Origin of the sequence: Pantoea sp. App145, from assembly GCF_047947045.1 — a bacterium.
Taxonomy (GTDB): Bacteria; Pseudomonadota; Gammaproteobacteria; order Enterobacterales; family Enterobacteriaceae; genus Pantoea.
In genome coordinates, this window is sequence record NZ_CP133290.1 from 1,383,474 (window position 1) to 1,406,988 (window position 23,515).

General features: G+C 55.3%; 24 protein-coding genes. 12 read left to right on the forward strand and 12 right to left on the reverse strand.

The window, feature by feature from the left end; translation table 11 throughout:
- The first annotated feature begins 27 nt into the window (after positions 1–27).
- Positions 28–720: a leucyl/phenylalanyl-tRNA--protein transferase gene (gene aat, locus RCF31_RS06275; RefSeq protein ID WP_313686886.1), complete on the forward strand. Its 693-nt coding sequence runs from the start codon at positions 28–30 to the stop codon at positions 718–720.
- A 346-nt stretch (positions 721–1,066) separates the two neighbouring features.
- Complete coding sequence (gene infA, locus RCF31_RS06280) at positions 1,067–1,285, forward strand: translation initiation factor IF-1 (RefSeq protein WP_002211347.1); 219 nt, start codon at positions 1,067–1,069, stop codon at positions 1,283–1,285.
- 143 nt (positions 1,286–1,428) lie between these two features.
- Here infA and clpA read toward each other — a convergent pair whose 3' ends face one another.
- Complete coding sequence (gene clpA, locus RCF31_RS06285; protein WP_084873688.1) at positions 1,429–3,705, reverse strand: ATP-dependent Clp protease ATP-binding subunit ClpA; 2,277 nt, start codon at positions 3,703–3,705, stop codon at positions 1,429–1,431.
- A 55-nt stretch (positions 3,706–3,760) separates the two neighbouring features.
- Positions 3,761–4,081 carry an ATP-dependent Clp protease adapter ClpS gene (gene clpS / locus RCF31_RS06290; RefSeq protein ID WP_021182586.1) on the reverse strand — a complete coding sequence of 107 codons (321 nt, stop codon included), beginning with the start codon at positions 4,079–4,081 and terminating at the stop codon, positions 3,761–3,763.
- A 323-nt stretch (positions 4,082–4,404) separates the two neighbouring features.
- Here clpS and cspD point away from each other — a divergent pair, with 323 nt between their 5' ends.
- A complete protein-coding gene (gene cspD, locus RCF31_RS06295) occupies positions 4,405–4,626 on the forward strand; it encodes a cold shock-like protein CspD (RefSeq protein WP_084873687.1) in 222 nt (73 codons plus the stop codon).
- A gap of 114 nt (positions 4,627–4,740) precedes the next feature.
- Here cspD and RCF31_RS06300 read toward each other — a convergent pair whose 3' ends face one another.
- The gene (locus RCF31_RS06300) at positions 4,741–6,381 is read right to left on the reverse strand and encodes a DUF2813 domain-containing protein (protein WP_416412857.1); all 1,641 of its coding nucleotides are present in this window, start codon (positions 6,379–6,381) and stop codon (positions 4,741–4,743) included.
- 139 nt (positions 6,382–6,520) lie between these two features.
- On the opposite strand from RCF31_RS06300, the gene RCF31_RS06305 reads away from it, so the two are divergent.
- The 3 genes from RCF31_RS06305 (at position 6,521) to ltaE (ending at position 10,309) form a co-directional block, all read left to right on the forward strand.
- Positions 6,521–7,420: a lysine exporter LysO family protein gene (locus RCF31_RS06305; RefSeq protein WP_299446789.1), complete on the forward strand. Its 900-nt coding sequence runs from the start codon at positions 6,521–6,523 to the stop codon at positions 7,418–7,420.
- Between the two features lie 99 nt (positions 7,421–7,519).
- Positions 7,520–9,241, forward strand: a complete 1,722-nt coding sequence (gene poxB / locus RCF31_RS06310) for a ubiquinone-dependent pyruvate dehydrogenase (protein WP_416412858.1) — start codon at positions 7,520–7,522, stop codon at positions 9,239–9,241.
- A 63-nt stretch (positions 9,242–9,304) separates the two neighbouring features.
- On the forward strand, positions 9,305–10,309 hold the full coding sequence (gene ltaE, locus RCF31_RS06315; protein WP_416412859.1) for a low-specificity L-threonine aldolase: 1,005 nt from the start codon (positions 9,305–9,307) through the stop codon (positions 10,307–10,309).
- Positions 10,310–10,319: 10 nt separating this feature from the next.
- On the opposite strand, the gene RCF31_RS06320 is transcribed toward ltaE, so the two are convergent.
- Entirely contained in the window at positions 10,320–11,156 is an 837-nt protein-coding gene (locus tag RCF31_RS06320; RefSeq protein ID WP_416412860.1) for an N-acetylmuramoyl-L-alanine amidase, read from the reverse strand.
- A gap of 90 nt (positions 11,157–11,246) precedes the next feature.
- Here RCF31_RS06320 and RCF31_RS06325 point away from each other — a divergent pair, with 90 nt between their 5' ends.
- The 6 genes from RCF31_RS06325 (at position 11,247) to artJ (RCF31_RS06350) (ending at position 15,714) form a co-directional block, all read left to right on the forward strand.
- Positions 11,247–11,786 carry a lipoprotein gene (locus RCF31_RS06325; RefSeq protein ID WP_416412861.1) on the forward strand — a complete coding sequence of 180 codons (540 nt, stop codon included), beginning with the start codon at positions 11,247–11,249 and terminating at the stop codon, positions 11,784–11,786.
- 207 nt (positions 11,787–11,993) lie between these two features.
- A complete protein-coding gene (gene artP / locus RCF31_RS06330) occupies positions 11,994–12,722 on the forward strand; it encodes an arginine ABC transporter ATP-binding protein ArtP (RefSeq protein ID WP_416412862.1) in 729 nt (242 codons plus the stop codon).
- A 15-nt stretch (positions 12,723–12,737) separates the two neighbouring features.
- On the forward strand, positions 12,738–13,469 hold the full coding sequence (gene artJ / locus RCF31_RS06335; RefSeq protein ID WP_299446419.1) for an arginine ABC transporter substrate-binding protein: 732 nt from the start codon (positions 12,738–12,740) through the stop codon (positions 13,467–13,469).
- 6 nt (positions 13,470–13,475) lie between these two features.
- Positions 13,476–14,189, forward strand: a complete 714-nt coding sequence (gene artQ / locus RCF31_RS06340) for an arginine ABC transporter permease ArtQ (RefSeq protein ID WP_084873679.1) — start codon at positions 13,476–13,478, stop codon at positions 14,187–14,189.
- A 1-nt stretch (position 14,190) separates the two neighbouring features.
- Complete coding sequence (artM, locus tag RCF31_RS06345) at positions 14,191–14,859, forward strand: arginine ABC transporter permease ArtM (protein ID WP_416412863.1); 669 nt, start codon at positions 14,191–14,193, stop codon at positions 14,857–14,859.
- A 123-nt stretch (positions 14,860–14,982) separates the two neighbouring features.
- Positions 14,983–15,714 carry an arginine ABC transporter substrate-binding protein gene (artJ, locus tag RCF31_RS06350; RefSeq protein WP_084873677.1) on the forward strand — a complete coding sequence of 244 codons (732 nt, stop codon included), beginning with the start codon at positions 14,983–14,985 and terminating at the stop codon, positions 15,712–15,714.
- A 52-nt stretch (positions 15,715–15,766) separates the two neighbouring features.
- Here artJ (RCF31_RS06350) and rlmC read toward each other — a convergent pair whose 3' ends face one another.
- From rlmC to rimK, 8 genes are all read right to left on the reverse strand, one after another.
- A complete protein-coding gene (gene rlmC, locus RCF31_RS06355) occupies positions 15,767–16,921 on the reverse strand; it encodes a 23S rRNA (uracil(747)-C(5))-methyltransferase RlmC (protein WP_416412864.1) in 1,155 nt (384 codons plus the stop codon).
- A 48-nt stretch (positions 16,922–16,969) separates the two neighbouring features.
- Positions 16,970–17,431: a YbjO family protein gene (locus RCF31_RS06360; RefSeq protein ID WP_084873675.1), complete on the reverse strand. Its 462-nt coding sequence runs from the start codon at positions 17,429–17,431 to the stop codon at positions 16,970–16,972.
- A 65-nt stretch (positions 17,432–17,496) separates the two neighbouring features.
- Positions 17,497–18,342 (reverse strand): putrescine ABC transporter permease PotI, encoded by an 846-nt coding sequence (potI, locus tag RCF31_RS06365; protein WP_084873674.1) that lies wholly within the window; start codon positions 18,340–18,342, stop codon positions 17,497–17,499.
- Positions 18,339–19,301 (reverse strand): putrescine ABC transporter permease PotH, encoded by a 963-nt coding sequence (gene potH / locus RCF31_RS06370; protein WP_084873673.1) that lies wholly within the window; start codon positions 19,299–19,301, stop codon positions 18,339–18,341. The genes potI and potH overlap by 4 nt, the downstream gene beginning before the upstream one ends.
- 9 nt (positions 19,302–19,310) lie before the next feature.
- Positions 19,311–20,444 (reverse strand): putrescine ABC transporter ATP-binding subunit PotG, encoded by a 1,134-nt coding sequence (potG, locus tag RCF31_RS06375; protein ID WP_299446438.1) that lies wholly within the window; start codon positions 20,442–20,444, stop codon positions 19,311–19,313.
- A gap of 114 nt (positions 20,445–20,558) precedes the next feature.
- Positions 20,559–21,668, reverse strand: coding sequence for a spermidine/putrescine ABC transporter substrate-binding protein PotF (gene potF, locus RCF31_RS06380; RefSeq protein WP_208714480.1), 1,110 nt, complete (start codon positions 21,666–21,668; stop codon positions 20,559–20,561).
- 371 nt (positions 21,669–22,039) lie between these two features.
- Positions 22,040–22,519: a YbjN domain-containing protein gene (locus RCF31_RS06385; protein WP_084873670.1), complete on the reverse strand. Its 480-nt coding sequence runs from the start codon at positions 22,517–22,519 to the stop codon at positions 22,040–22,042.
- A gap of 87 nt (positions 22,520–22,606) precedes the next feature.
- A complete protein-coding gene (gene rimK, locus RCF31_RS06390; RefSeq protein ID WP_209904568.1) occupies positions 22,607–23,509 on the reverse strand; it encodes a 30S ribosomal protein S6--L-glutamate ligase in 903 nt (300 codons plus the stop codon).
- Positions 23,510–23,515: the final 6 nt, after the last annotated feature.

Consider the following 23,515-nt stretch of genomic DNA (forward strand, 5'->3'; position numbering starts at 1 on the left):
CGAACTGCCGTAAGGGTAATTAACGCAATGAGACTGGTACAACTGTCACGCGATTCGCTGCATTTTCCGCCTCCGGAAATGGCGCTACGTGAGCCGAACGGCTTGCTGGCGATGGGTGGAGATCTTTCCCCTGCCCGTTTGATGAATGCGTACCAGCGTGGCATTTTTCCCTGGTTCTCACCGGGCGATCCGATTCTCTGGTGGTCGCCCGATCCCCGCGCCGTTATGTTGCCGGAATCTTTCCACCTCAGTCGCAGCATGGCGCGTTTTCACCGTAGCTCCCCCTATCGCGTCACCATGAATCAGGCGTTCGCCCAGGTACTGGAAGGCTGCGCCAGTCATCGTCAGGAAGGTACCTGGATCACTTTCGAGGTGAAGCGTGCCTGGCTGCGCTTGTATGAACTGGGCCATGCCCATTCGGTCGAGGTATGGCATGAACAACGGCTGGTCGGGGGATTATATGGTCTGGCACTGGGCCAGATTTTTTGTGGCGAGTCGATGTTCAGCCGTGAAGAAAATGCCTCAAAAACCGCGCTGTGGGTCTTCAGCCAACACTTTCTCGGCCACAACGGACGGCTGATTGATTGCCAGGTACTCAATCCCCACACGGCCTCTTTAGGTGCAGTCGAAATTCCGCGTGTCGATTATTTGCAGTATGTACAAACACTGGCGTGGCAACCGGTTTTACCCGGTTGCTGGCAAACACAAACCCTTTTTTGACGGCCCGCGCAGATGTTTTGCACACAATACGCGGCAAAAGTGATATAATAAGCGAGTTTGGTATGTCGTCCGCGCTTCGCTGTGGCGAGCCGGAATTGCCAGGCTGGGAAAGTGACTGTTTTCCCGAAGCTGTTTCAATTGTGCGCCCGATGCCGATTGCTACAGATTCTTAGCCCGCTAATCCCCCGCAGACGTCAAAAACACCCGAATTTAATCCGTAATGCACGCGCATTGGCGCGACGCACGGCGAAGTGTTGGCAAAATCACCAACGTTTCTTTACATAAATCATGGAATTCGGCATTATCTTGCCGGTTCAACAGTTTGGTAGTTCACCCAGAGGATTCGATGGCCAAAGAAGACAATATTGAAATGCAAGGTACCGTACTGGATACGTTACCTAACACCATGTTCCGCGTAGAACTTGAAAACGGGCACGTGGTTACCGCTCATATCTCCGGTAAAATGCGCAAAAACTACATCCGCATCCTGACGGGCGACAAAGTGACTGTCGAGTTGACCCCGTACGACCTGAGCAAAGGCCGCATTGTCTTCCGTAGTCGCTAAGACGCTACTCATCTCACGCGTTTTCTGAACGCGATAAAAGGCCGGATTCGCATCCGGCCTTTTCATTTGGTAACGATAAAAAAAACCCCGGTGCAATGCACCAGGGCTTCTAAGACTATACAAAGGGTTTAACCACAACCTGATTAATGCACAGTCCCTTCGGTTTTACGTTTTTCCGCACTGAGGAAATGGTAGGTCAGCTGGTTTTTCTCTTTATCCAGCGCGACGGACACTGAACCTCCATCCACCAGTGAACCAAACAGCAGTTCGTTGGCGAGCGGTTTTTTCAGGTTTTCCTGCACGGTACGCGCCATCGGACGCGCGCCCATCGCTTTGTCATACCCTTTCTCAGCCAGCCAGTCACGCGCATCATCGCTAACTTCCAGCGACACGCCTTTCGCATCCAGCTGTGCCTGCAACTCGACAATAAATTTATCCACCACCTGATGAATCACCTCAGCAGACAAGTGACGGAACCAGATAATGTTGTCGAGACGGTTACGGAACTCCGGCGTGAAGATTTTTTTGATCTCTTCCATCGCGTCGGTGCTGTTGTCCTGCTGAATCAGGCCAATCGACTTACGTTCAGTCTCACGCACACCGGCGTTAGTGGTCATCACCAGCACCACGTTTCGGAAATCCGCTTTACGGCCGTTGTTATCCGTCAGCATGCCATTGTCCATCACCTGCAGCAGCAGGTTGAACACATCCGGGTGAGCTTTCTCGATTTCATCGAGCAGCACCACAGCGTGCGGATGTTTGATCACCGCATCGGTGAGCAAGCCACCCTGGTCAAAGCCCACATACCCCGGAGGCGCACCGATCAGACGGCTCACCGTATGACGTTCCATATATTCCGACATATCAAAACGCAGCAACTCAATGCCCAGCGCTTTCGCCAGCTGCACCGTCACCTCGGTTTTACCGACACCGGTTGGACCGGCAAACAGGAAAGAACCAACCGGTTTACGATCCTGGCCGAGGCCTGCACGGCTCATCTTGATGGCTTCAGTCAGAGCTTCAATCGCATTGTCCTGACCAAACACCAGCATTTTCAGACGATCGCCAAGGTTTTTCAGCGTATCGCGATCGGTCGCCGAAACGCTTTGTTCCGGAATACGAGCGATACGTGCTACCACCGTTTCGATGTCAGACACATTGACGGTTTTTTTACGCTTGCTGGCTGGAACCAGACGCGCACGCGCACCGGCTTCATCAATCACATCAATCGCCTTATCGGGCAGATGACGATCGTTGATGTATTTCACCGCCAGCTCCACCGCCGCACGTACCGCTTTGGCGGTGTAACGGACATCATGGTGCGCTTCGTATTTCGGTTTCAGACCATTGAGGATCTGCACCGTTTCTTCCACCGACGGTTCAGTGATGTCGATTTTCTGGAAACGACGCGCCAGCGCCCGGTCTTTCTCGAAGATATTGCTGAATTCCTGATAGGTTGTGGAACCCATCACGCGGATTTTACCGCTGGAAAGCAATGGCTTAATCAGGTTTGCCGCATCCACCTGGCCACCCGACGCCGCACCCGCACCGATAATGGTGTGGATTTCGTCGATGAACAGAATGCTGCTGTTATCCTGCTCCAGCTGTTTCAGCAGCGCTTTGAAACGTTTTTCAAAGTCACCACGATACTTGGTGCCTGCCAGCAGTGAACCGATATCCAGCGAGTAGATGGTGCAATCTTTCATCACTTCCGGCACATCGCCCTGCACAATACGCCAGGCGAGGCCTTCTGCGATGGCGGTCTTACCGACGCCCGATTCACCCACCAGCAGCGGGTTATTCTTACGGCGACGGCACAAGACCTGAATGGCACGCTCCAGCTCTTTCTCGCGGCCGATCAACGGGTCGATCCCGCCGACGCGAGCAAGCTGATTAAGATTGGTGGTGAAGTTTTCCATACGTTCCTCCCCGCCTGCCTGCTCTTCGTTAACCGGATTTTCCGTATTCTGTGCCTGACCAGGCTCGTCTTTACGCGTACCGTGGGAGATAAAGTTCACCACATCGAGGCGGCTCACTTCATGTTTGCGCAACAGGTAAGCCGCTTGCGACTCCTGCTCGCTGAAGATGGCGACCAGCACGTTCGCGCCAGAAACTTCACTGCGCCCGGATGACTGGACATGGAAAACCGCACGCTGCAGCACACGCTGGAAGCTGAGCGTTGGTTGGGTATCACGCTCCTCTTCACTGGTGGGCAACACCGGTGTGGTTTGTTCGATGAAGGCTTCGAGTTCCTGCCGCAGAGCCACTATATCCACCGTACAGGCTTCCAGTGCCTCTCTGGCCGACGGGTTGCTGAGCAGAGCCAGCAACAGATGCTCGACGGTCATAAACTCATGACGGTGCTCACGCGCTCTGGCGAAAGCCATGTTTAAACTGAGTTCCAGTTCTTGATTGAGCATTAGGCACCTCCCCCAATTATCGCTCTGACGACCTTTCCCCTATATGGAGACGGTTTCAGGCTTTTTCCAGCGTACACAGCAACGGATGTTCATTATCTCGTGCGTAATTGTTCACCTGGGCAACTTTGGTTTCCGCCACTTCTGCAGTAAATACACCACAGATTGCCTTTCCCTGGTAGTGAACTTTCAACATCAGTTGCGTTGCACGTTCAACATCATAAGAAAAGAACTTTTGCAGAACGTCAATAACAAATTCCATAGGTGTATAATCGTCATTATTCAGAATGACTTTATACATCGAAGGCGGCTTTAACCCTTCGCGTACTTTGTCTTCGGCCAAATGCTCAAAGTTAAGCCAGTCGTTTGTGTTTGCCATAATGTTCCGTCGAAATTCTGCGTTACGGTTGCGCGCAATTCTGCGCCCACACCTAAAGTTTAACATGCCTGTCAAGCCACTTTTCCCTCATGAAAAACTGGACCTGAAAGCGCATGCGCGACCTGTATCACAAAATTTGCAATAGCGTTAACTGCCTCAAATTTTGATGAATTTCCCCCTGCGCGCTCGGGTCGTTTGCTTGACGATAAGGACCGTTTCTCTACATTCTACTTACACAAGCTGATTGAGTTTTAAACAAGCTCGACTCACAGCTTCAATGACCTCACCTACTTATCAAAATGTCTTGCGAGGGAAGTAAAAGCATGGAGACGGGTACTGTTAAATGGTTCAACAACGCCAAAGGCTTCGGTTTTATCTGTCCGATTGGCGGCGGCGACGATATCTTCGCACACTACTCCACGATTCAGATGGAGGGATACAGAACGCTGAAAGCCGGCCAGCAGGTTCAGTTCGATGTCCATGAAGGGCCGAAAGGCAACCATGCCAGTTTGATCGTGCCGGTGGAAACATCGGTCCAGGCATAATCCTGCGCTTCTTCATCCATTCTGACCACTCCCGAAAAAAAATGCCAGCCAGTGATGCTGGCATTTTTCTTTTGAGAATTTTACGTCCTTTGGCGGCAAGATTTTTCTATAAAATCAATCGGCCTTACCACGCGCCAGCCACATCACCCGCGAGAACAACGTATCCAGCAGTTGCGGAACCGCCTCTGGCCCACGTTCAGCGGCGGCCAGGGCTATGGCAATCGCCAGTTCCGGCTTCGAACTGTGATGAATGGCTTTGGTTATAATACGCTTGGCATTCATCGGTACGTTTAACGGCAGGTGCGCCACCTGATGATAGACATCACTAAATCCCTGCTTATAGAAGAAATTCTCAATATCCAGCGCGGGTAATTGTGTCAGATGATCGTTCTCATGTTCGTGCGGCTGTAACTGGCTACGCGCGGTGGCGGCATACTTCTTACCGGCATCGTCGCCGTCAGTCAGCACATGCCAGGCGATGCCCATACGCCGGGCGAATTTCAGCAGAGGTTTCAGTCCCGACTGGGCAAACTCAATCACTTTGACCCCTTCCGCCGCAAAGTGATGACCGCGCTGACGCGCCAGTTCGTTAATGATCCACACCTCGGTCTCCCCTTCCACCAGCAACCAGCAGCGGGCAAACAGGGCCGACGGACGATTGACGCGAATATGGAAACCAATGCGACGGCTCTCCTCGGCGCTTAACCCTTCCGGACCAATGCGCCAGGCAGCAACCCGGCTCGGCTCACGTACCAGACGACACACATGCTCCACCGGCACCTGCGACAGCAGTTCACCCGAGTTGGTGGTGGCAATCTTTTGTACCGGCATCAGATCCAGCAAATTCCACGCCACCGCCAGCATGATGGGATGCAGACGGGTTTCCGGGTCTTCCACCAGCAACAGCGGCCGCGCACCCGGCGGCAAAGGGGCGCTACCATGCGCCTGAATCAGCAGGGAGAACATACGCAACAAAATCACCTGACGGCTACGTGATTCGGTACCGGCGATAAGATGATTGAGCTGATCCAGCGAACGCCAGCCCTCGCCGCCGTCCCGGACCTCTGGTGCCACCCGCGCCACACTGCCCCCTGGTTGTTGCACCAGAAAATAGTGTTCCAGCAATTGCTGCATGGTGTGCAGCCCCTGGCGTAGCAATTCGTCGCTGAGCATTTGCGGCCGCGCGACCAAATCGCGCGTCAGTTTATCCACTTCCAGCGCCAGTTCACTCATGGTGCTGGCGCGCCGCGCCGGATCGTTTTCTGTCTGACGCGCCCGCCGGCTAAAACGGGCATCGCGCACGCGCAACACCGGGTACCAGGTACGCAAATGGGCCAGCGCCTGTGCCGTCCCTTCCAACGGCAGCACGTCCCCCCGGGCATCGATAAAGCGGTGGGTGGTTTTTACCCCCTGCTCCCTGCGCTTGCCGCGTGCGCTGAAGCTGATGTAACGCCCGGCGTTATCACGCTGCCAGAAGGGCTCGAGTAAGGGTTCGTCTTCATGATTTTCGGCACGAAAGCGGAACACCAGTTGAAGCTGATGCATACGCGCTTCAAGGTCGCCAGGGGGAAAATGGAAATCATGTTCGGTGAATAAATAGGATTCGGTCGCGGGTGCCAGCAGTAACGTGAGCGCATCGAGCAGGCTCGATTTACCCCAGGCATTTTCCCCGATCAGCAGATTGGTGGTGGTCAGCGGTAACGAGAGCTGATTAATCCCACGAAAACCATGAATATCGATATGTTCCAGAATCATCGCAGCGTTCTTCCTCTTCTTTGCCTGAGCATGGTCGCCCGCGTTACGTTGGTCAAGTTATCTGGCGGGGAAAAGGTTTACACTTCAGATGTTTTTGGTTAGCGTGACGCCTCTTTTCTCAGGGACGAACTGCCTCATGATGTATACCGGACTGATCATTATCCTGCTGCCGCTGATTATCGGCTGGTTGCTGCCGTTCCATAGCCCGCGTTTGCTGAAGTCGGTCAACCGTCTACTCGGTAATATCGTTTACCTGATTCTGTTTTTGATGGGGGTAAGCCTGGCGTTTCTCGACAACCTCGGCAGCAATCTGCTGACCATCTTCCACACCGCGTTGATCAGCATGTTGTGTATTCTCGCCTGCTCACTGGGCGCACTGTGGCTGCTGGAAAAACGCTACCCGTGGCAACACAACCATCGTCCACAAACGCTGCCCTCCCGCTGGCAGATGGCGCTGGAATCGGTGAAGCTGTGCGCGACCGTAGCGGCCGGTTTTCTGCTAGGCCTGACCCATGCCTCGCCGTTGCGACACGCCGCCACCGCCAGCGAATACGCGCTGATCCTGATGCTGTTTTTGGTGGGCATTCAGTTACGCGGTAGCGGCATGACACTGCGCCAGGTGATGCTGAATCGCCGTGGCATGCTGGTGGCGGCGGTCTCACTGGTAAGCGCGCTGGCAGGCGGCGCACTGGCTGCCACGCTGCTCGGCCTGCCGCTGAAAACCGGGCTGGCACTGGCGAGCGGTTTCGGCTGGTACTCCCTCTCCGGCATCCTGATGACGGAAGCCTTCGGCCCGGTGATGGGCAGTGCTGCTTTCTTCAATGATCTGCTGCGTGAATTATTTGCCATCATGCTGATCCCGCTGCTGGTCACCCGCCATCGCTGTACCGCATTAGGGCTGAGCGGCGCCACCTCGATGGATTTTACCCTGCCGATTCTGCAACGCGCAGGCGGGATGGAAATTGTCCCGGCCGCTATTGTGCATGGCTTTATCATGAGCCTGCTGGCACCGATTCTGATCGCCCTGTTCTCAGCCTGATCCCTTCCCCTGCGGCGTAGCGCATTTTTTCACGGCTACGCCCGGATTCCATCGTCTACCCTTTCTCACTGACGTTAAATTCCCGGAAAGGAGTGTTCGATGAAGCAAACTGTTGCGGCGCTGCTGGCGAAAACGCTGGAAAACGCAGGTGTGAAGCGCATCTGGGGCGTTACCGGTGATTCACTGAATGGGTTAAACGATAGCCTCAATCGTATGGGCACCATTAAATGGATGCCCACGCGTCACGAGGAGGTCGCCGCCTTTGCCGCGGGTGCCGAAGCGCAAATTACCGGCGAGCTGGCCGTTTGTGCCGGTTCCTGTGGGCCGGGCAACTTGCACCTGATCAACGGCCTGTTTGATTGCCATCGTAACCACGTACCGGTGCTGGCGATCGCCGCCCATATCCCTTCCAGCGAGATTGGCAGCGGCTACTTCCAGGAAACCCATCCGCAGGAGTTGTTCCGCGAATGCAGCCATTATTGCGAACTGGTATCGAACCCGGAGCAGTTGCCGCAGGTGCTGGGCATCGCGATGCGCAAAGCGATTCTGAATCGTGGCGTGTCGGTGGTGGTGTTGCCGGGCGATGTGGCACTCAAACCGGCACCAGAAGGCGCGCGCGCCGAGTGGTATCCACCGCAGCTACCGCAGGTGCTGCCCTCCGCCAGTGAAATCAGTCGTCTGGCCGCCACGCTGAACGAGGCTAAAAACATTACCCTGCTGTGCGGCAGCGGTTGTGCTGGCGCACATGCTGAAGTGGTGAAGCTGGCCGAGACGCTGAAAGCGCCGGTGGTGCATGCGATGCGTGGCAAAGAACATATTGAGTATGACAATCCCTACGATGTCGGCATGACCGGCCTGATTGGTTTTTCATCCGGTTTTCACGCCATGATGAATGCCAGCACTCTGGTGCTGCTCGGGACACAATTCCCTTATCGACCGTTCTATCCCGCTTCCGCCAACATCATTCAGATTGATATCAATCCTGCCAGCCTCGGCGCGCACAGCCACGTCGATATGGCGCTGGTGGGCGATATCAAAGCGACATTGCAGGCATTGCTGCCACAGCTCAGCAGCAAGAGCGATCGCCACCATCTTGATAGTGCGCTGGAGCATTATGCAGAAGCGCGCAAAGGGCTGGACGAGCTTGCCAGCGCCAATGATAAACAGGCGATTCATCCGCAATACCTGGCGCAGCAAATCAGCCATTTCGCTGCTGACGATGCCATCTTTACCTGCGATGTCGGCACTCCGACCGTATGGGCAGCGCGTTATCTGAAGATGAATGGTAAGCGGCGGCTGCTCGGTTCGTTCAACCACGGTTCGATGGCCAATGCCATGCCGCAGGCGCTGGGGGCGCAGGCGATCGATCGTAATCGTCAGGTGGTGGCGCTGTGTGGCGATGGCGGTTTCAGTATGCTGATGGGCGATTTTATCTCGTTGGCACAACTCAAGCTGCCGGTGAAGCTGGTGATTTTCAATAACAGCGTGCTGGGCTTTGTGGCGATGGAGATGAAAGCCGGGGGTTATCTGACCGATGGCACCGAACTGGAGAACCCGGATTTCGCCGCCATCGCCACCGCCTGCGGCATTAAAGGCATTCGGGTCGAAAAGGCTTCGGAGCTGGATAACGCGCTGGAGCAGGCGTTCGCCCACGACGGCCCGGTGCTGCTGGATGTGATCACCGCCAAAGAAGAACTGGCCATCCCGCCACAAATCAAACTGGAACAAGCCAAAGGCTTCAGCCTGTATATGCTGCGGGCGATTCTGAATGGCCGCGGCGATGAGATCGTGGAGCTGGCGAAAACCAACTGGCTGAGGTAAAACGGGACAGGCAAAAAAATGCAATGCGGGCGCTCAGCCCGCTTTTTCTTTCAGGAGAGCGACGTGATCGATTTACGCAGTGATACCGTAACCCGCCCAAGTTCCGCCATGCTCGACGCCATGATGGCTGCCGAAACGGGCGATGATGTTTACCGTGACGATCCTACCGTCAATGCGCTGGAAGCCGAAGCCGCCTGTATGAGCGGCAAAGAAGCGGCGTTGTTCTTCCCCACCGGCACCCAGGCCAACCTGGTGGCGCTGCTGAGCCATTGTCAGCGTGGCGATGAATATATCGTTGGGCAGCAGGCGCATAACTACAAATATGAAGCCGGTGGTGCCGCCGTGCTGGGCAGCATTCAGCCGCAGCCGATCCTTGCCGCAGAAGACGGCACTCTGCCGCTGGCTGATGTGGCTGCCGCGATTAAACCGGACGACATCCACTTTGCGCGCACCCGTCTGCTCAGCCTGGAAAACACCCATCACGGTAAAGTGTTGCCGATCAGCTATCTGGAACAGGCATATCAATTCACGCGTCAGCACCAGCTGGCGTTGCATATCGATGGCGCACGTATTTTTAACGCCGTGGTGGCGCAAAATACCACGCTGGAAGGCATTGCCCGCTACTGCGATACCCTGACCATCTGTCTGTCCAAAGGTCTGGGTACGCCAGTAGGATCGCTGCTGTGCGGCCCGGCAGCCTACATCGAACAGGCGCGCCGCTGGCGTAAAATGGTGGGTGGTGGAATGCGTCAGGCAGGCATTCTGGCTGCAGCGGGCTTATATGCCCTGCAACATAACGTGACGCGTTTGCAGCAGGATCACGACAACGCCGCCTGGCTTGGTGAACAGCTGAAGAGTCTCGGTGTGACAGTGGTGAGCCAGCAGACCAACATGTTATTTGTTAAAGTGCCCGCGCAGCAGATTGACGGGTTGAAAGCATGGCTGAGCGCACGTGATGTGTTGATTAGCGTCGGTCCGGTAACGCGTATCGTGACCCATCTGGATGTCAGCCGTGAGGACCTCACCCAACTGGTCGCACACTGGCAGGCATTCCTGCAACAGGCATGACGGAACGGCGCTATTGCGCCGCGCCGTATTTCGCCAGCAGGGCGCGGGCAATCGCCAGCGTCTCCGCATCCGCCAGGCCACGGTAATCCCGTGGCCTGAAATGCATCTGAAACGCCGCAATAACCTTACGCTGCATCGCCGGAGTACTCGCCGCTGCAACGTCATAACCATAGCGTTGCAGAGCATCCAGCAATTCATCCTGATCAACCGGTGCATCTGCCGCCTCGTTACCCAGATAACGCTGTACCGTTGCGTCATCAGGCCAGGCGCCTAACCCCGCCCGCGCCAGCTGCCGCCAGGGAAACAACGGCCCCGGATCCTGTTTGCGTTGCGGCGCGATATCGCTATGCCCCACCACATTTTCCGCTGGGATGTCGTAACGCGCGCGGATGTCTTTGACTAACGCCTCCAGCGCCGCGATTTGCGTCGGGGTAAACGGCTGCCAACGCAGCCCCGTCAGGGTACGCTGATAACCGCTGTTCACCAGCTCAATACCAATTGAGGTGTCATTGATCCGTGTGGCTCCGCGCCAGAAACTCGGCCCGGCATGCCACGCCAGCTGGCTTTCCGGCACCAGTTGCCAGACGACGCCCTGCCCCTGGTGCTGCGGCGGTTGTGCCGGAATCAGATAATGGGCGCTGACCTCACGATCGGTGAGCGTCGCCAGCGAAGAAGGAAAATCTTCCGCGGTGTAATGGATCACCACAACTTTGATACGCGACCTGGCGCCCTGCGCCGGATGCCCGGTATCGACCCAATAACCGTGGCGCGCTTCGAGGGTTGACTGGCAGCCGCTCAGCAACAACAACCCCAACAACAGCCCACCACGCAGCAAACGAAACGCCATTGCTCTCTCCTTTAGCTCGTACGGCGTAAATGCAAGGCTATACTTTATGCTAAAAATGGTCCTTTGCCAGTGAACAACAAGGAAATAGAGATGAGAAACAAAGCCTTTGCGCTGCTTGCTCCCGCTGCCCTGCTGCTCAGCGCCTGCACCACCGTTGAGCCGGTGATTAAGGATAATGGTCCGCGTACTGCGGCCTGCGTCGATGGCGGTCCGGACAGTGTAGCTCAGCAGTTCTACGATTTACGCGTCAGCCATCCAACGCAGGGATTGCCGGATAATTCGACGCTGGCAAAATACCGCCCTTATCTCAGCGATCGTCTGTATCAGAAACTGTTGCAGGCTAACGGGCTGAGCAATAAACCCGCCGACTGGCGCACTGGCGACCTGTTCTCCAGCCTGGCCCAGGGTCCGACTGCTGCCGAGGTGGCAAGTGCCTCCAGTATCCCGAATCGCGACGCACGCAATATTCCGCTGCGCGTCGATTTAACCCGTGGTGACCGCAAATGGCAGGACGAAGTGTTGATGATCCGCGAAGGCACCTGCTGGGTGGTGGATGACGTACGTTACGTTGGTGACTGGCCGCGTGCGGGGGGCGGTTCGCTGCGCCAATTGCTGGAAGAGAGTAATTAATTGGTACCGCGCCGCTCAGGCGGCGCTGTTTGTTAATTTCGTATGAAGAATTTGCATCCCATCGGCCGCATCGGCCTTGCCTGCCGAGATATTGTGCTACGCTTTTGAGGTTTAACTGCTCTTTAATAAATTTTAACCCACCTCAATTGCATAACTATTCTGGTGACGTTAAGATTCGCGGCATCAATTGCTATTCATTTATTGCGCATGAGTATTCAACTAACCGGCATTAACTGTTTTTACGGTGCCCACCAGGCGCTGTTCGATATCAACCTGGCCTGCCCGCAGGGGGAAACGCTGGTGTTGCTCGGTCCGAGCGGCGCGGGTAAGAGTTCACTCCTGCGCGTGCTCAATCTGCTGGAACAACCACGTTCCGGCAGTTTGCAGATCGCCGGTAATCATTTTGACTTCAGTAAAACTCCGTCAGACAGTGCGATCCGCGAATTGCGGCAGAACGTTGGCATGGTGTTCCAGCAATACAACCTGTGGCCGCATCTGACGGTGTTGCAGAACCTGATGGAAGCGCCCTGCCGCGTGCTGGGTTTAAGCAAAGATCAGGCCCGCGCCCGGGCAGACAAACTGCTGGATCGTCTTCGTCTGACGCCCTATGCCGACCGTTTCCCGCTGCACCTTTCCGGCGGCCAGCAGCAACGCGTGGCGATTGCCCGCGCCCTGATGATGGAACCGCAGGTCTTGTTGTTTGATGAACCGACTGCGGCGCTCGACCCGGAAATTACCGCGCAAATCGTCAGCATTATTCATGAGCTGGCGCAGACGCAGATTACCCAGGTGATCGTCACCCATGAAGTGGAAGTCGCGCGTAAAACCGCCAGCCGTGTGGTGTACATGGAAAACGGCCACATTGTGGAACAGGGCGACGCCAGCCACTTTACACAGCCGCAAACCGAAGCGTTTGCCAACTATCTTTCGCACTAAGTCAGGATGTCTCTAATGAAAAAAGTCGTACTTGCTGCACTGCTTGCCGGTCTGAGTCTGAGCGCTTCCGCTGCGCAGACCCTGCGTTTTGCTACTGAGGCTTCTTACCCGCCGTTTGAGTTTGTCGATTCGGACAACAAAATTCAGGGCTTCGATGTAGACCTGGCGAATGCGTTGTGTAAAGAGATTGATGCAACCTGTACCTTCACCAATCAGGCCTTTGACAGTCTGATCCCGAGCCTGAAATTCCGTCGTTTTGATGCGGTGATGGCCGGCATGGACATCACACCGGAACGTGAAAAACAGGTCCTGTTCACTAAGCCTTACTACGACAACTCCGCGATCTTCATCGCGCAGAAAGGCAAACTGGCGGATGTGGCAGCGCTGAAAGGCAAACGTGTTGGCGTACAGAACGGGACGACCCACCAGAAATACCTGTCTGACAAACATAGCGATATCACCGTGGTGCCGTATGACAGCTATCAAAACGCCATCCTCGACCTGAAAAATGGCCGTATCGATGCGGTGTTTGGTGACACCGCTGTGGTGAACGAATGGCTGAAGCAGAACCCGAACCTGGCCGCGCTGGGTGACAAAGTGACCGACAAAGCCTACTTCGGCACCGGTCTGGGTATTGCGGTGCGCATGGGCAACACCGAGCTGCAGGAAAAATTCAACACTGCACTGGATAAAGTGAAAGCCGACGGCACCTACAAAACCATCTACAACAAATGGTTTCAGCAGTAATTCCTGATGAATGAAATAATTCCACTCGCAAGCGCCGCCGGTATGACCGTCGGCCTTGCCGTTTGTGCCCTGATCGCCGGCCTTGCGCTGGCGATGATTTTTGCTGGCTGGGAATCGGTGCGCTGGCAACCGCTCGCCTGGGTCGGCACCGCGCTGGTCACGCTGATCCGTGGCCTGCCGGAAATCCTCGTGGTGCTGTTTATCTATTTTGGCGCATCGCAGCTGTTGCTGACGCTGTCGGATGGCTTCCATATCAATCTCGGCCTGTTCAGCATCCCGGTGCAGGTACAGATTGAGAATTTCGATGTCAGCCCGTTTTTGTGCGGGGTGATTGCGCTGGCGATGCTCTATTCCGCTTATGCATCACAAACTCTGCGCGGCGCGCTGAAAGCGGTGCCCGTTGGACAGTGGGAATCCGGCCAGGCGCTGGGGATGAAAAAATCGGCGATTTTCTTCCGTCTGATCATGCCGCAAATGTGGCGTCACGCCTTGCCAGGTCTTGGTAACCAGTGGCTGGTGCTGCTGAAAGATACCGCGCTGGTGTCGCTGATTAGCGTTAACGATCTGATGCTGCAAACCAAAAGTATCGCGACCCGTACCCAAGAACCCTTTACCTGGTATCTGGCGGCGGCTGCTATCTATCTGATTATTACGCTGTTCAGTCAGGCGGTATTGCGCCGTATTGAATTGCGCACCACGCGTTTTGAGCGGGGGGCCTGATATGCTGCAATATTTACCTGAGCTGCTGAAAGGGCTGCACACCAGCCTGACGCTCACCCTCGCCTCGCTGATTGCCGCGCTGGTGCTGTCGCTGCTGTTCACCGTGGTGCTGGCGCTGAAAGTCCCGGTGCTGAACACCATCGTGAAAGTGTACATCACGATATTTACCGGTACGCCGCTGCTGGTGCAGATCTTTCTGATCTACTACGGACCCGGGCAGTTTCCCAGCATCCAGCACGTGCCGTGGTTATGGCATCTGCTGTCCCAGCCCTGGCTGTGCGCCATGCTGGCACTGTCGCTCAACAGCGCGGCATATACCACCCAGCTGTTCTTTGGCGCGGTGCGAGCCATTCCCTCCGGCCAGTGGCAGTCCTGCGCGGCGCTGGGGATGAATCGCAAAGATACGCTGCGCATTCTGCTGCCTTATGCATTTAAACGCGCATTGTCCTCGTACTCCAATGAGGTGGTGCTGGTGTTCAAAAGTACCTCGCTGGCCTACACCATCACCCTGATGGAAGTGATGGGCCACGGTCAGCTGCTGTATGGCCGTACTTATGATGTCACGGTGTTTGCCGCTGCCGGGCTGGTTTACCTGTGCGTCAACGGCCTGCTGACGCTGATGATGCGTCTGATTGAACGTCGCGCGCTGGCATTTGAACGCAGAAATTAATATCCAGGCGGGTTATCCCGCCTTTTTTAATTATTTATCCAATAATGTTGCATAAAGATTCATTCGATGGCATCTTGTCACGCGTTCGCCCTCAGAGCGTTAGTGATTTACAGGAGTCTCAAAATGAAAAAATGGATCGTTGCTGCGGCACTGGCAACTCTGGCAATGAATGCCTCGGCAGCGGAAAAAATCCGCTTCGCTTCCTCTGCGACTTACCCTCCGTTTGAATCTCTGGATCGTGAAAATCAAATCGTCGGTTTTGATATCGACCTGGCGAAAGCGTTATGCCAGCAGCTGAAAGCCGAATGCACCTTCACCAACAACGCTTTTGACAGCCTGATCCCATCGCTGAAATTCCGCCGCTATGACGCCATCATCTCGGGTATGGATATCACCGACGATCGCAGCAAGCAGGTGGATTTCACCCAGGCTTATTACGCCAATTCGGCAGTGGTGATCGCCCGCAAAGGCCAGTTCAGTGATTTTGCCCAGCTGAAGGGCAAACGCATTGGCATGGAAAACGGCACCACGCACCAGAAGTACCTGCTGGAACAGCATCCGGAAGTGGTCGCGGTGGCCTATGACAGCTACCAGAACGCGATTCTCGACCTGAAAAACGGTCGCCTGGATGGCGTGTTTGGTGATACCGCAGTGGTCAACCAATGGCTGAAGACCAATGCCGATCTGGCACCGGTCGGCGCGCATGTCACCGACGCCCGCTATTTCGGCACCGGGTTGGGGATTGCGGTACGTAAAGGCAACACCGAATTACGCGATCAGCTGAACAGCGCGCTGGTGGCGATCAAAGCCAATGGCACGTACCAGCAAATCAATCAGAAGTGGTTCCCGGAATAAAATAATGGGTCGGCGCAGTGCGAAGCCTGACAGGTTCTGCACTGTCCTCAGTTCAGGATGAACGCTGCGTCGCCCTACCCTGGCCGCGTTTAGTCAGTAGCGTCAGTACTTCAAAATGGGCGGTATGCGGGAACATATCGAACAACTGCACCCGGCTGACATCGTAGTCGCTGAGACGCGCAATATCCTGCGCCATACTCTGTGGATTGCAGCTGGAGTAGAGGATGTAATCCGGTGCCATCTGGCTCAGATAATCACATAACTCCGCACCAATCCCGCGACGTGGCGGATTCACCAGCACCAGCTGCGGCACCTGATCGCGCCCAGTGGCGAACTGCGTGGAATCCAGCGCGGCAAAACTGACCTTATCCAACCCCAGCTGCTGTGCCGACTGACGCGCACAGGCAATGGCTTCGGCGCTGATTTCAATACCGGTGAGCTGCATCTCCGGGGTGGCGCAGTGCAGGCCAAACCCACCGACACCACAAAACAGATCCCACATGCTGTGCACATCCAGCTGCGCCACCCAGTCGCGCGCCGTGGCGTACAGCGCGGCAGCCACCTGGGGGTTAGTCTGGAAGAAACTTTGCGGACGAATAAACAACGGCACGTTGTTGAAGCTTTCCGCTAATGCCTGGTCGGGCGTCAGCGCAATTTCTTCATCACCTTCCAGAATCGCCATATGCACCGGCTGGATATTGGCAGAAATCACCGTCAGCTGCGGCAGCTGCTGTTGCAGCCACGGCAGCGCCGCGCGCAACTGTTCCAGCTTGGCGCTGGAACGCAGTACAAAACGCAGCATCATGCCGCCCTGGGTGCTTTCGGTAAGCAGCAGAAACTTCAGTTCACCACGCTTGCGCGCCACGTTGTACGGCGTTAAACCGGCACGGGCGATAAAGGGTTTCAGCACCGCAAACACCGGGGCAAAGCTGGCGGGATACAGCGGGCAGGCACAGAGGTCGACAGCATCGCCCTCGCGCGACAGCATACCCAATACCGGACGCTCCACGCTGCCACTGACTACCATTTTGGCTTTATTACGAAACCCCTGCTCGGGCGAGGTCACCGGCGGACACCACTCGCTCACCGCCTGTTGCGCCAGCAGTTGTTCCAGCAGCGATTGTTTCTCGTTCAGCTGTTGTGGGTAGGGTTTTTCCAGCCACTGGCAGGAACGGCAGCGACCGGCATCATAAAGCGCGCAATGCATTGTGGAGCCTGTATTCAGAATCGGGAGAAAAAACGGGGGCCGATTGTATCACCGGCGACGGAAAAAAGCGCGGCTGCTGGCCGGGACAAACAACAACAGCAGCACCATCGCATCCGGCAGCTTCTGAAGCAGCGTATGATGGATGATCTGGGCATTGCTCTCACCGTGGATGCTGAAGATTTCCGGGTATATCCACCCCATCGACGCCAGCAGCATATAGCCCAGCACCACAACCTGGGTGGCGACATAGCCCCAGCGGCCCCGGTTACTGCCACGCATCAGGGTAAAGGCGCAACGCAGCTCAAATAAGAAAATCAGTTGGCTGGCGACGAAGATGAGGGTGGAATCCCAGGCCTGGGCACTGCGGTGCACAAAGTTGACCAGCTCGTCATAACCCAGCTCATTGGCGAGCATCAGCACGCTGATGCAGCGGGTGGCGATAATGGCGATCCCTGCCACCGTGACCGGCGCTGGGGTTAAAACGGGGACATGCTTCAGGGTTTCCGACATCGACCAGACTCCAAAAGAAAAGCTGGCATCGCCAGCTTTTCTTATATTGGCAAATGTTATGGATTTCAGCCACGTCTTGCTTTCTGAATATCACGCAAACGTTGTTTTTCTTCGTGTGCCATAAAGCGCCAGGCAATAAAGCCCACCAGCCCGACCACAAACAAAATCAGCGACGCCAGGGCGTTGATCTCCGGGTTCACCCCACGACGCACGGTGGCAAAAATTGCCATCGGCAGCGTCGTTGCCCCTGGCCCGGTGACAAAGCTGGCAATCACCAGGTCATCCAGCGACAGGGTAAACGCCAGCAGCCAGCCGGTAATAATCGCGGGTGCGATCATCGGCACGGTGATGACAAAAAACACCTTGAGTGGCGTAGCCCCGAGGTCCATCGCCGCTTCTTCGATGGAGCGATCCAGTTCACGCAGACGTGAGTTGATCACCACCGCCACATAAGCAGTACAGAAGGTCACGTGCGCCAGCCAAATGGTCAGCATGCCACGATCGCTCGGCCAGCCGAGGGTATTCCCCATTGCCACAAACAGCAGCAGCAGCGACAAACCGGTGATCACATCGGGCATGACCAGCGGGGCGGTGAGCATAAACGCAAAACCGTTATGGCCCCGGAAGCGACCAAAACGCACGATAATCACCGCCGCAATGGTACCCAGCACCACTGCCATGGTCGCAGACAACGCCGCGATGGTCAGACTAAGCACCACCGCATCGATCATCGCGTCATCCTGGAACAACACGTGATACCAGTGGAACGAGAAGCCTTCCCACACCGTTACCAGCTGTGAGCTGTTAAACGAGTAGGCCACCAGCAGTAACATCGGCGCATACAGGAACATAAAACCCAGCACCAGGATCGCGGTGCGCCACGGAGAGCGGATTGCAGGTAACTGATTCATTCCTTCTCTCCCAGCTCACGGTTTTGATGTTTGTGGAACCAGACAATCGGCAGGATCAGGATCAACAGAATGATCACCGCCAGCGCTGAAGCCACCGGCCAATCGCGGTTGTTAAAGAATTCCTGCCACAGAATACGACCAATCATGATGCTATCCGGGCCACCCAGCAGTTCCGGGATCACGTACTCCCCTACTGCCGGGATAAACACCAGCATCGAACCGGCAATAATCCCGCCTTTGGTCAGCGGCACAATGACGCTGAAGAAGGTCTTCAGCGGACGCGCGCCGAGATCAAGCGAGGCTTCAACCAGCGAGTAATCGATACGCGTCAGCGCGGTATAGATTGGCAGCACCATAAATGGCAGATAACAGTAAACGATACCGATATACACCGCAGTGTTGGTGTAGAGAATCACCAGGGGATGATCGATGACCCCCAGCCACATCAGGAAACGGTTCAGGATGCCGTTATTGTTCAGCAGCCCCATCCAGGCATACACGCGTACCAGGAACGAAGTCCATGACGGCAGGATCACCAGCAGCAGCAAAATGGAACGCATTGACGGCTTGCTGTGTGCCACCGCCCAGGCGAGCGGATAGCCAATCATCAGACAGATGATGGTGGAAATGGCCGCCACTTTCAGCGATTGCAGATACGCATCGGCATATAACGGATCGTCCGTCAGTTGCAGATAATTCCCCAGATTGAGCACCAGATTGAGCTGATCGTCAGCCCAGGTGATCAAATCGGTGTATGGCGGGATCGCACGCGCAATATCGGCGAAACTGATTTTCAGCACAATCAGGAACGGCAGCAAAAAGAACAGCACCAGCCACACATAAGGCAGTGCGATCACCAGCTTGCGACCATGCTGCATCTTGATGCGCGTGGCCCAACGTTGCAGCGGCGTGCCCGGCTGTTCGGCTTCCGGGGTGCCGGGTTGAGAAATCTGGCTCATTCCGCCTCCTTAAACCGTCAGAACCACACAGCTGTCAGCATCCCAACACAAACGCACTTCGTCGCCCCAGGTTGGCGCGCCTTTGCGGTAGCGATGGGCATTTTGCAACTGCGCACTGATCATCTGGCCACTCTTCAGACGCACGTGATAAATCGACAGATCACCGAGATAAGCGATATGCACCACTTCGCCCACGGCAAAGTTGCAGCCGTCGGCAGGCACGTCTTCACACAGCATCACTTTTTCCGGACGCAGCGCAACGTGGACCGGAACGTTATCGACGATGGAGACATCGGTCTGCACTTTCAGCGGATGGACCAGGCCAGGGCAGTCAAGCACCAGACCGTCTTCACGCCGCTCACGCAGCAGCCCCTCAAACACATTCACCGAACCGATAAACTCCGCGCTGAAGCGATTGGTCGGATGCTCGTAGATCTCCTCCGGCTCGCCAATCTGCGCGAATTTTCCGCGATTCATAATCGCGATACGGCCCGCCATGGTCATCGCTTCTTCCTGGTCGTGGGTCACCATCACGCAGGTCACACCGACGCGTTCGAGGATATCCACCACTTCCAGTTGCATACGGTCGCGCAGCTTTTTATCCAGCGCACCCATCGGTTCATCCAGCAGCAGCAGCTTCGGACGTTTTGCCAGGCTACGTGCCAGCGCCACACGCTGACGCTGGCCGCCAGAAAGCTGATGCGGCTTACGTTTGGCAAATTCCTGCATATGCACCAGCGCCAGCATTTCCGCTACGCGGCTGGTGATTTCGTCTTTTGGCAGTTTGTCCTGCTTCAGGCCAAACGCGATGTTCTGCTCCACCGTCATGTGCGGGAACAGGGCATAAGACTGGAACATCATATTGATTGGCCGCTGATACGGCGGCACATGGGAGAGATCCTGCCCATCCAGCACAATTTGACCGCTACTCGGCACCTCGAAGCCCGCCAGCATACGCAGCAGCGTCGATTTGCCGCAGCCCGAAGGGCCCAGCAGAGCAAAAATCTCACCTTTGTAAATGGTCAGACTGACATCATCCACGGCGTGCTGGCCGTCAAAGGACTTGGTCAGATTGCGGATTTCCAGCAATGGCGTTAACGCCTTTGCATTTTTATTTTGGGGGCGGGGAATCGCGTCGCTCACTAACATATCTCCAACGCTTAACGGCCTTAACCTCAGCCGCTAAAAATGGCACAACAGAGGCCATCACCGCGCCTCTGTTGTCGTCCTAATACAAGTGAATCCGTTCAGAACGAATTACTTACCACTTTTAACTTTAGTCCACGCACGGGTGCGTACACGATCCAGCTTCGGATCCTGGACTTTCAGTACAAACAGCTTGGACATAATATCCGCAGGCGGGAAGATGCCCGGGTTGTTACGTACATCTGCATTGATCAGCGGCAGTGACGCCTTGTTGCCGTTGGCATAGTTCATCTTGTTAGAGATGTCGGCGATCACTTTCGGATCCATGATGTAGTTCAGCCACTGATAGGCTTCGTCGAGATTTTTCGCATCTTTCGGAATCGCCATCATGTCGAAGAACGCCAGAGCGCCCTGCTTCGGTACGCTGTACGCCAGGTTCACACCGTTTTTCGCCTGTGCCGCACGATCTTTCGCTTGCAGGATGTCACCAGACCAGCCGATCGCCACACAGATGTTGCCGTTAGCGAGGTCATTGATGTACTGCGAAGAGTGGAAATATCGAATGCTCGGACGCAATTTCAGCAGCAGATCGGTGGCAGCGCCGGAATAATCTTTCGGATCAGAGCTGTTCGGATCTTTGCCGAGATAGTTCAGCACGGTGGCAAAAATCTCTTCCGGCGCATCGAGGAAGGAAACACCACAGCTTTTCAGTTTTTCCAGGTTTTCTGGTTTCAGCACCAGATCCCAGCTATCCACTGGCGCATCTTTGCCGAGGATCGCTTTCACTTTATCGACGTTATAGCCGATGCCAGTGGTACCCCACAGATAAGGGATGGCGAACTTGTTGCCTGGATCGTGCTGTGCCACTTTGGCCATCAGCGCCGGATCGAGGTTTTTGTAGTTCGGCAGCTTGCTCTTATCCAGTTCCTGGAACACACCAGATTGCAGCTGACGCGCGAGGAAGCTGGAAGATGGCACCACCACGTCATAACCGGTGCTGCCTGCCATCAGTTTGCCTTCCAGCACTTCGTTGGAATCAAACACGTCGTAAACGACTTTAATACCCGTCTCTTTCTCGAAATTCGGGACCGTATCCGCCGAGATATAATCAGACCAGTTATAAACGTGCAGCGTTTTATCTGCGGCCAGCGTACCAGCTGAAGCTGTCATCAGCACACCAGCAACCACACCTGACAACCATTTTTTACGTTGGTTGAACATGTTTTCCTTCCTCCTGAGCGGGTCATCACAACGCTGCATACACGCGATCCGGTCGTTGTGTTTTCTGTTAATACACAGACACACAATGAATCAATATTCAGCGGGAGTTTAATAGTAAAAACCTATACCTGCGCTGAGGTTGCACGTCTCAAGCAGCCCCGCAAGAATAGCCGCCCCGCTTCACCTGCACCAGATCCCAGCGTAAAAAACGCCTTTTAGCGATAAGTATTGCATGTTTCTGCTATGGGGTTCGGCAAAGACGGCATAAAGCACGAGAAATATCTGGCAATAAAGGGCAAAATGCAGAATAAAAAGTGGTGGGGACAAAATGAAAACTGCCGCAAAAAGCGGCAGTTAAGAAAGCGGAAAAATCAATGCAGCATGGCGCGGCCAACCGAGCTGGGTTGCCGATCCTCTTCCTCGCCCATCATCAGCAAATTATTGGCGAACGCTTCCATAATCACCATGGAAACCTGTTCCTCGCTTTGCTTCATAAAATACGAGAACTGACCAAAGGTTAACCCTGCGCTGGTACTGAGGGACTGACAGACAATCAGCTTCGGCAAATTGTCATCCTGAATGTCGATAAAGGCCTTTACTGTCAGGGAACTGGCGTTGATTTGCGATAAGTCCCCCACCAGCGGAATCAAAGCCGTCGGCTTGACTTCAGCCAGCGCGGAAAACAGGATCACGCCATCCACAAGGTCGATTTTTGCATCAAACACCCCGTCAAAATTCTGCATATGCGGCAGATGCAAAGCCTGGCAGGCATCGCATTCGAACCAGGTGATATTTTGTTGATCCAGCCAGCGACGCAGCACGTCGATGTCAGGAACGACCAGTGAATCCATCGTCATGTCCCGTGGGGTGAAGAAATAAGCGCCTTAGCTTACGGAAAAAATGCAAGCGATGCCATGAAAAACGCTGAAAAGCGCGCCTCAGCCGCCAGTTTTAAGCTTAAAGCCAGGCAGTGCGTGCTGTTCTATCCAGTCAATCATCATGGAGGCGATATTCAACCCGGTTGTGCACTCGATGCCTTCAAGGCCAGGGGAAGCATTGACCTCCATCACCAGTGGTCCGCGTCCGGCACGCAGGATATCGACCCCCGCCACCTCCAGCCCGAGCGTACTGGCCGCTTTCACCGCGATTTCGCGCTCCTGATCGGTGATGGTTACCGGGTGCGCCTTGCCGCCGCGATGCAGGTTGGAACGAAAATCCCCCTCCTTCGCATGGCGCTCAATCGCCGCCACAACCTCACCGCCAATCACCAGGCAACGAACATCGCGTCCCTGCGCTTCCTTGATAAACTCCTGCACCAGAATATGTGCATTGAGACCGCGAAACGCGTCGATCACACTCTCCGCCGCCTGACGCGTTTCCGCCAGCACCACACCAATGCCCTGCGTGCCTTCCACCAGTTTCACCACCAGCGGCGCTCCGCCCACCATGGCAATCAGGTCATCGGTGTCATCCGGGGATGAAGCAAAGCCAGTGACCGGCATATCGATCCCTTCCCGCGCCAGCAGTTGCAGGGAACGCAGTTTGTCGCGCGCGCGGGTGATCGCCACCGATTCATTCAGCGGATAGCTGCCACACAGTTCGAACTGGCGCAGCACCGCGGTACCGTAAAACGTAATGGCGGATCCAATACGCGGGATCACCGCATCAAAGTGCCCCAGCGGTTCACCACGATAATGTATCGCCGGAGATGCCGGGTTGATGTTCATATAACAGGAGAGCGGATCAATAATCTGCACCTGATGGCCACGCGCTTCCGCTGCTTCACGCAGGCGTTTACACGAGTAGAGCTGCCCATCACGGGAGAGAATGGCCATTTTCATCGCAGA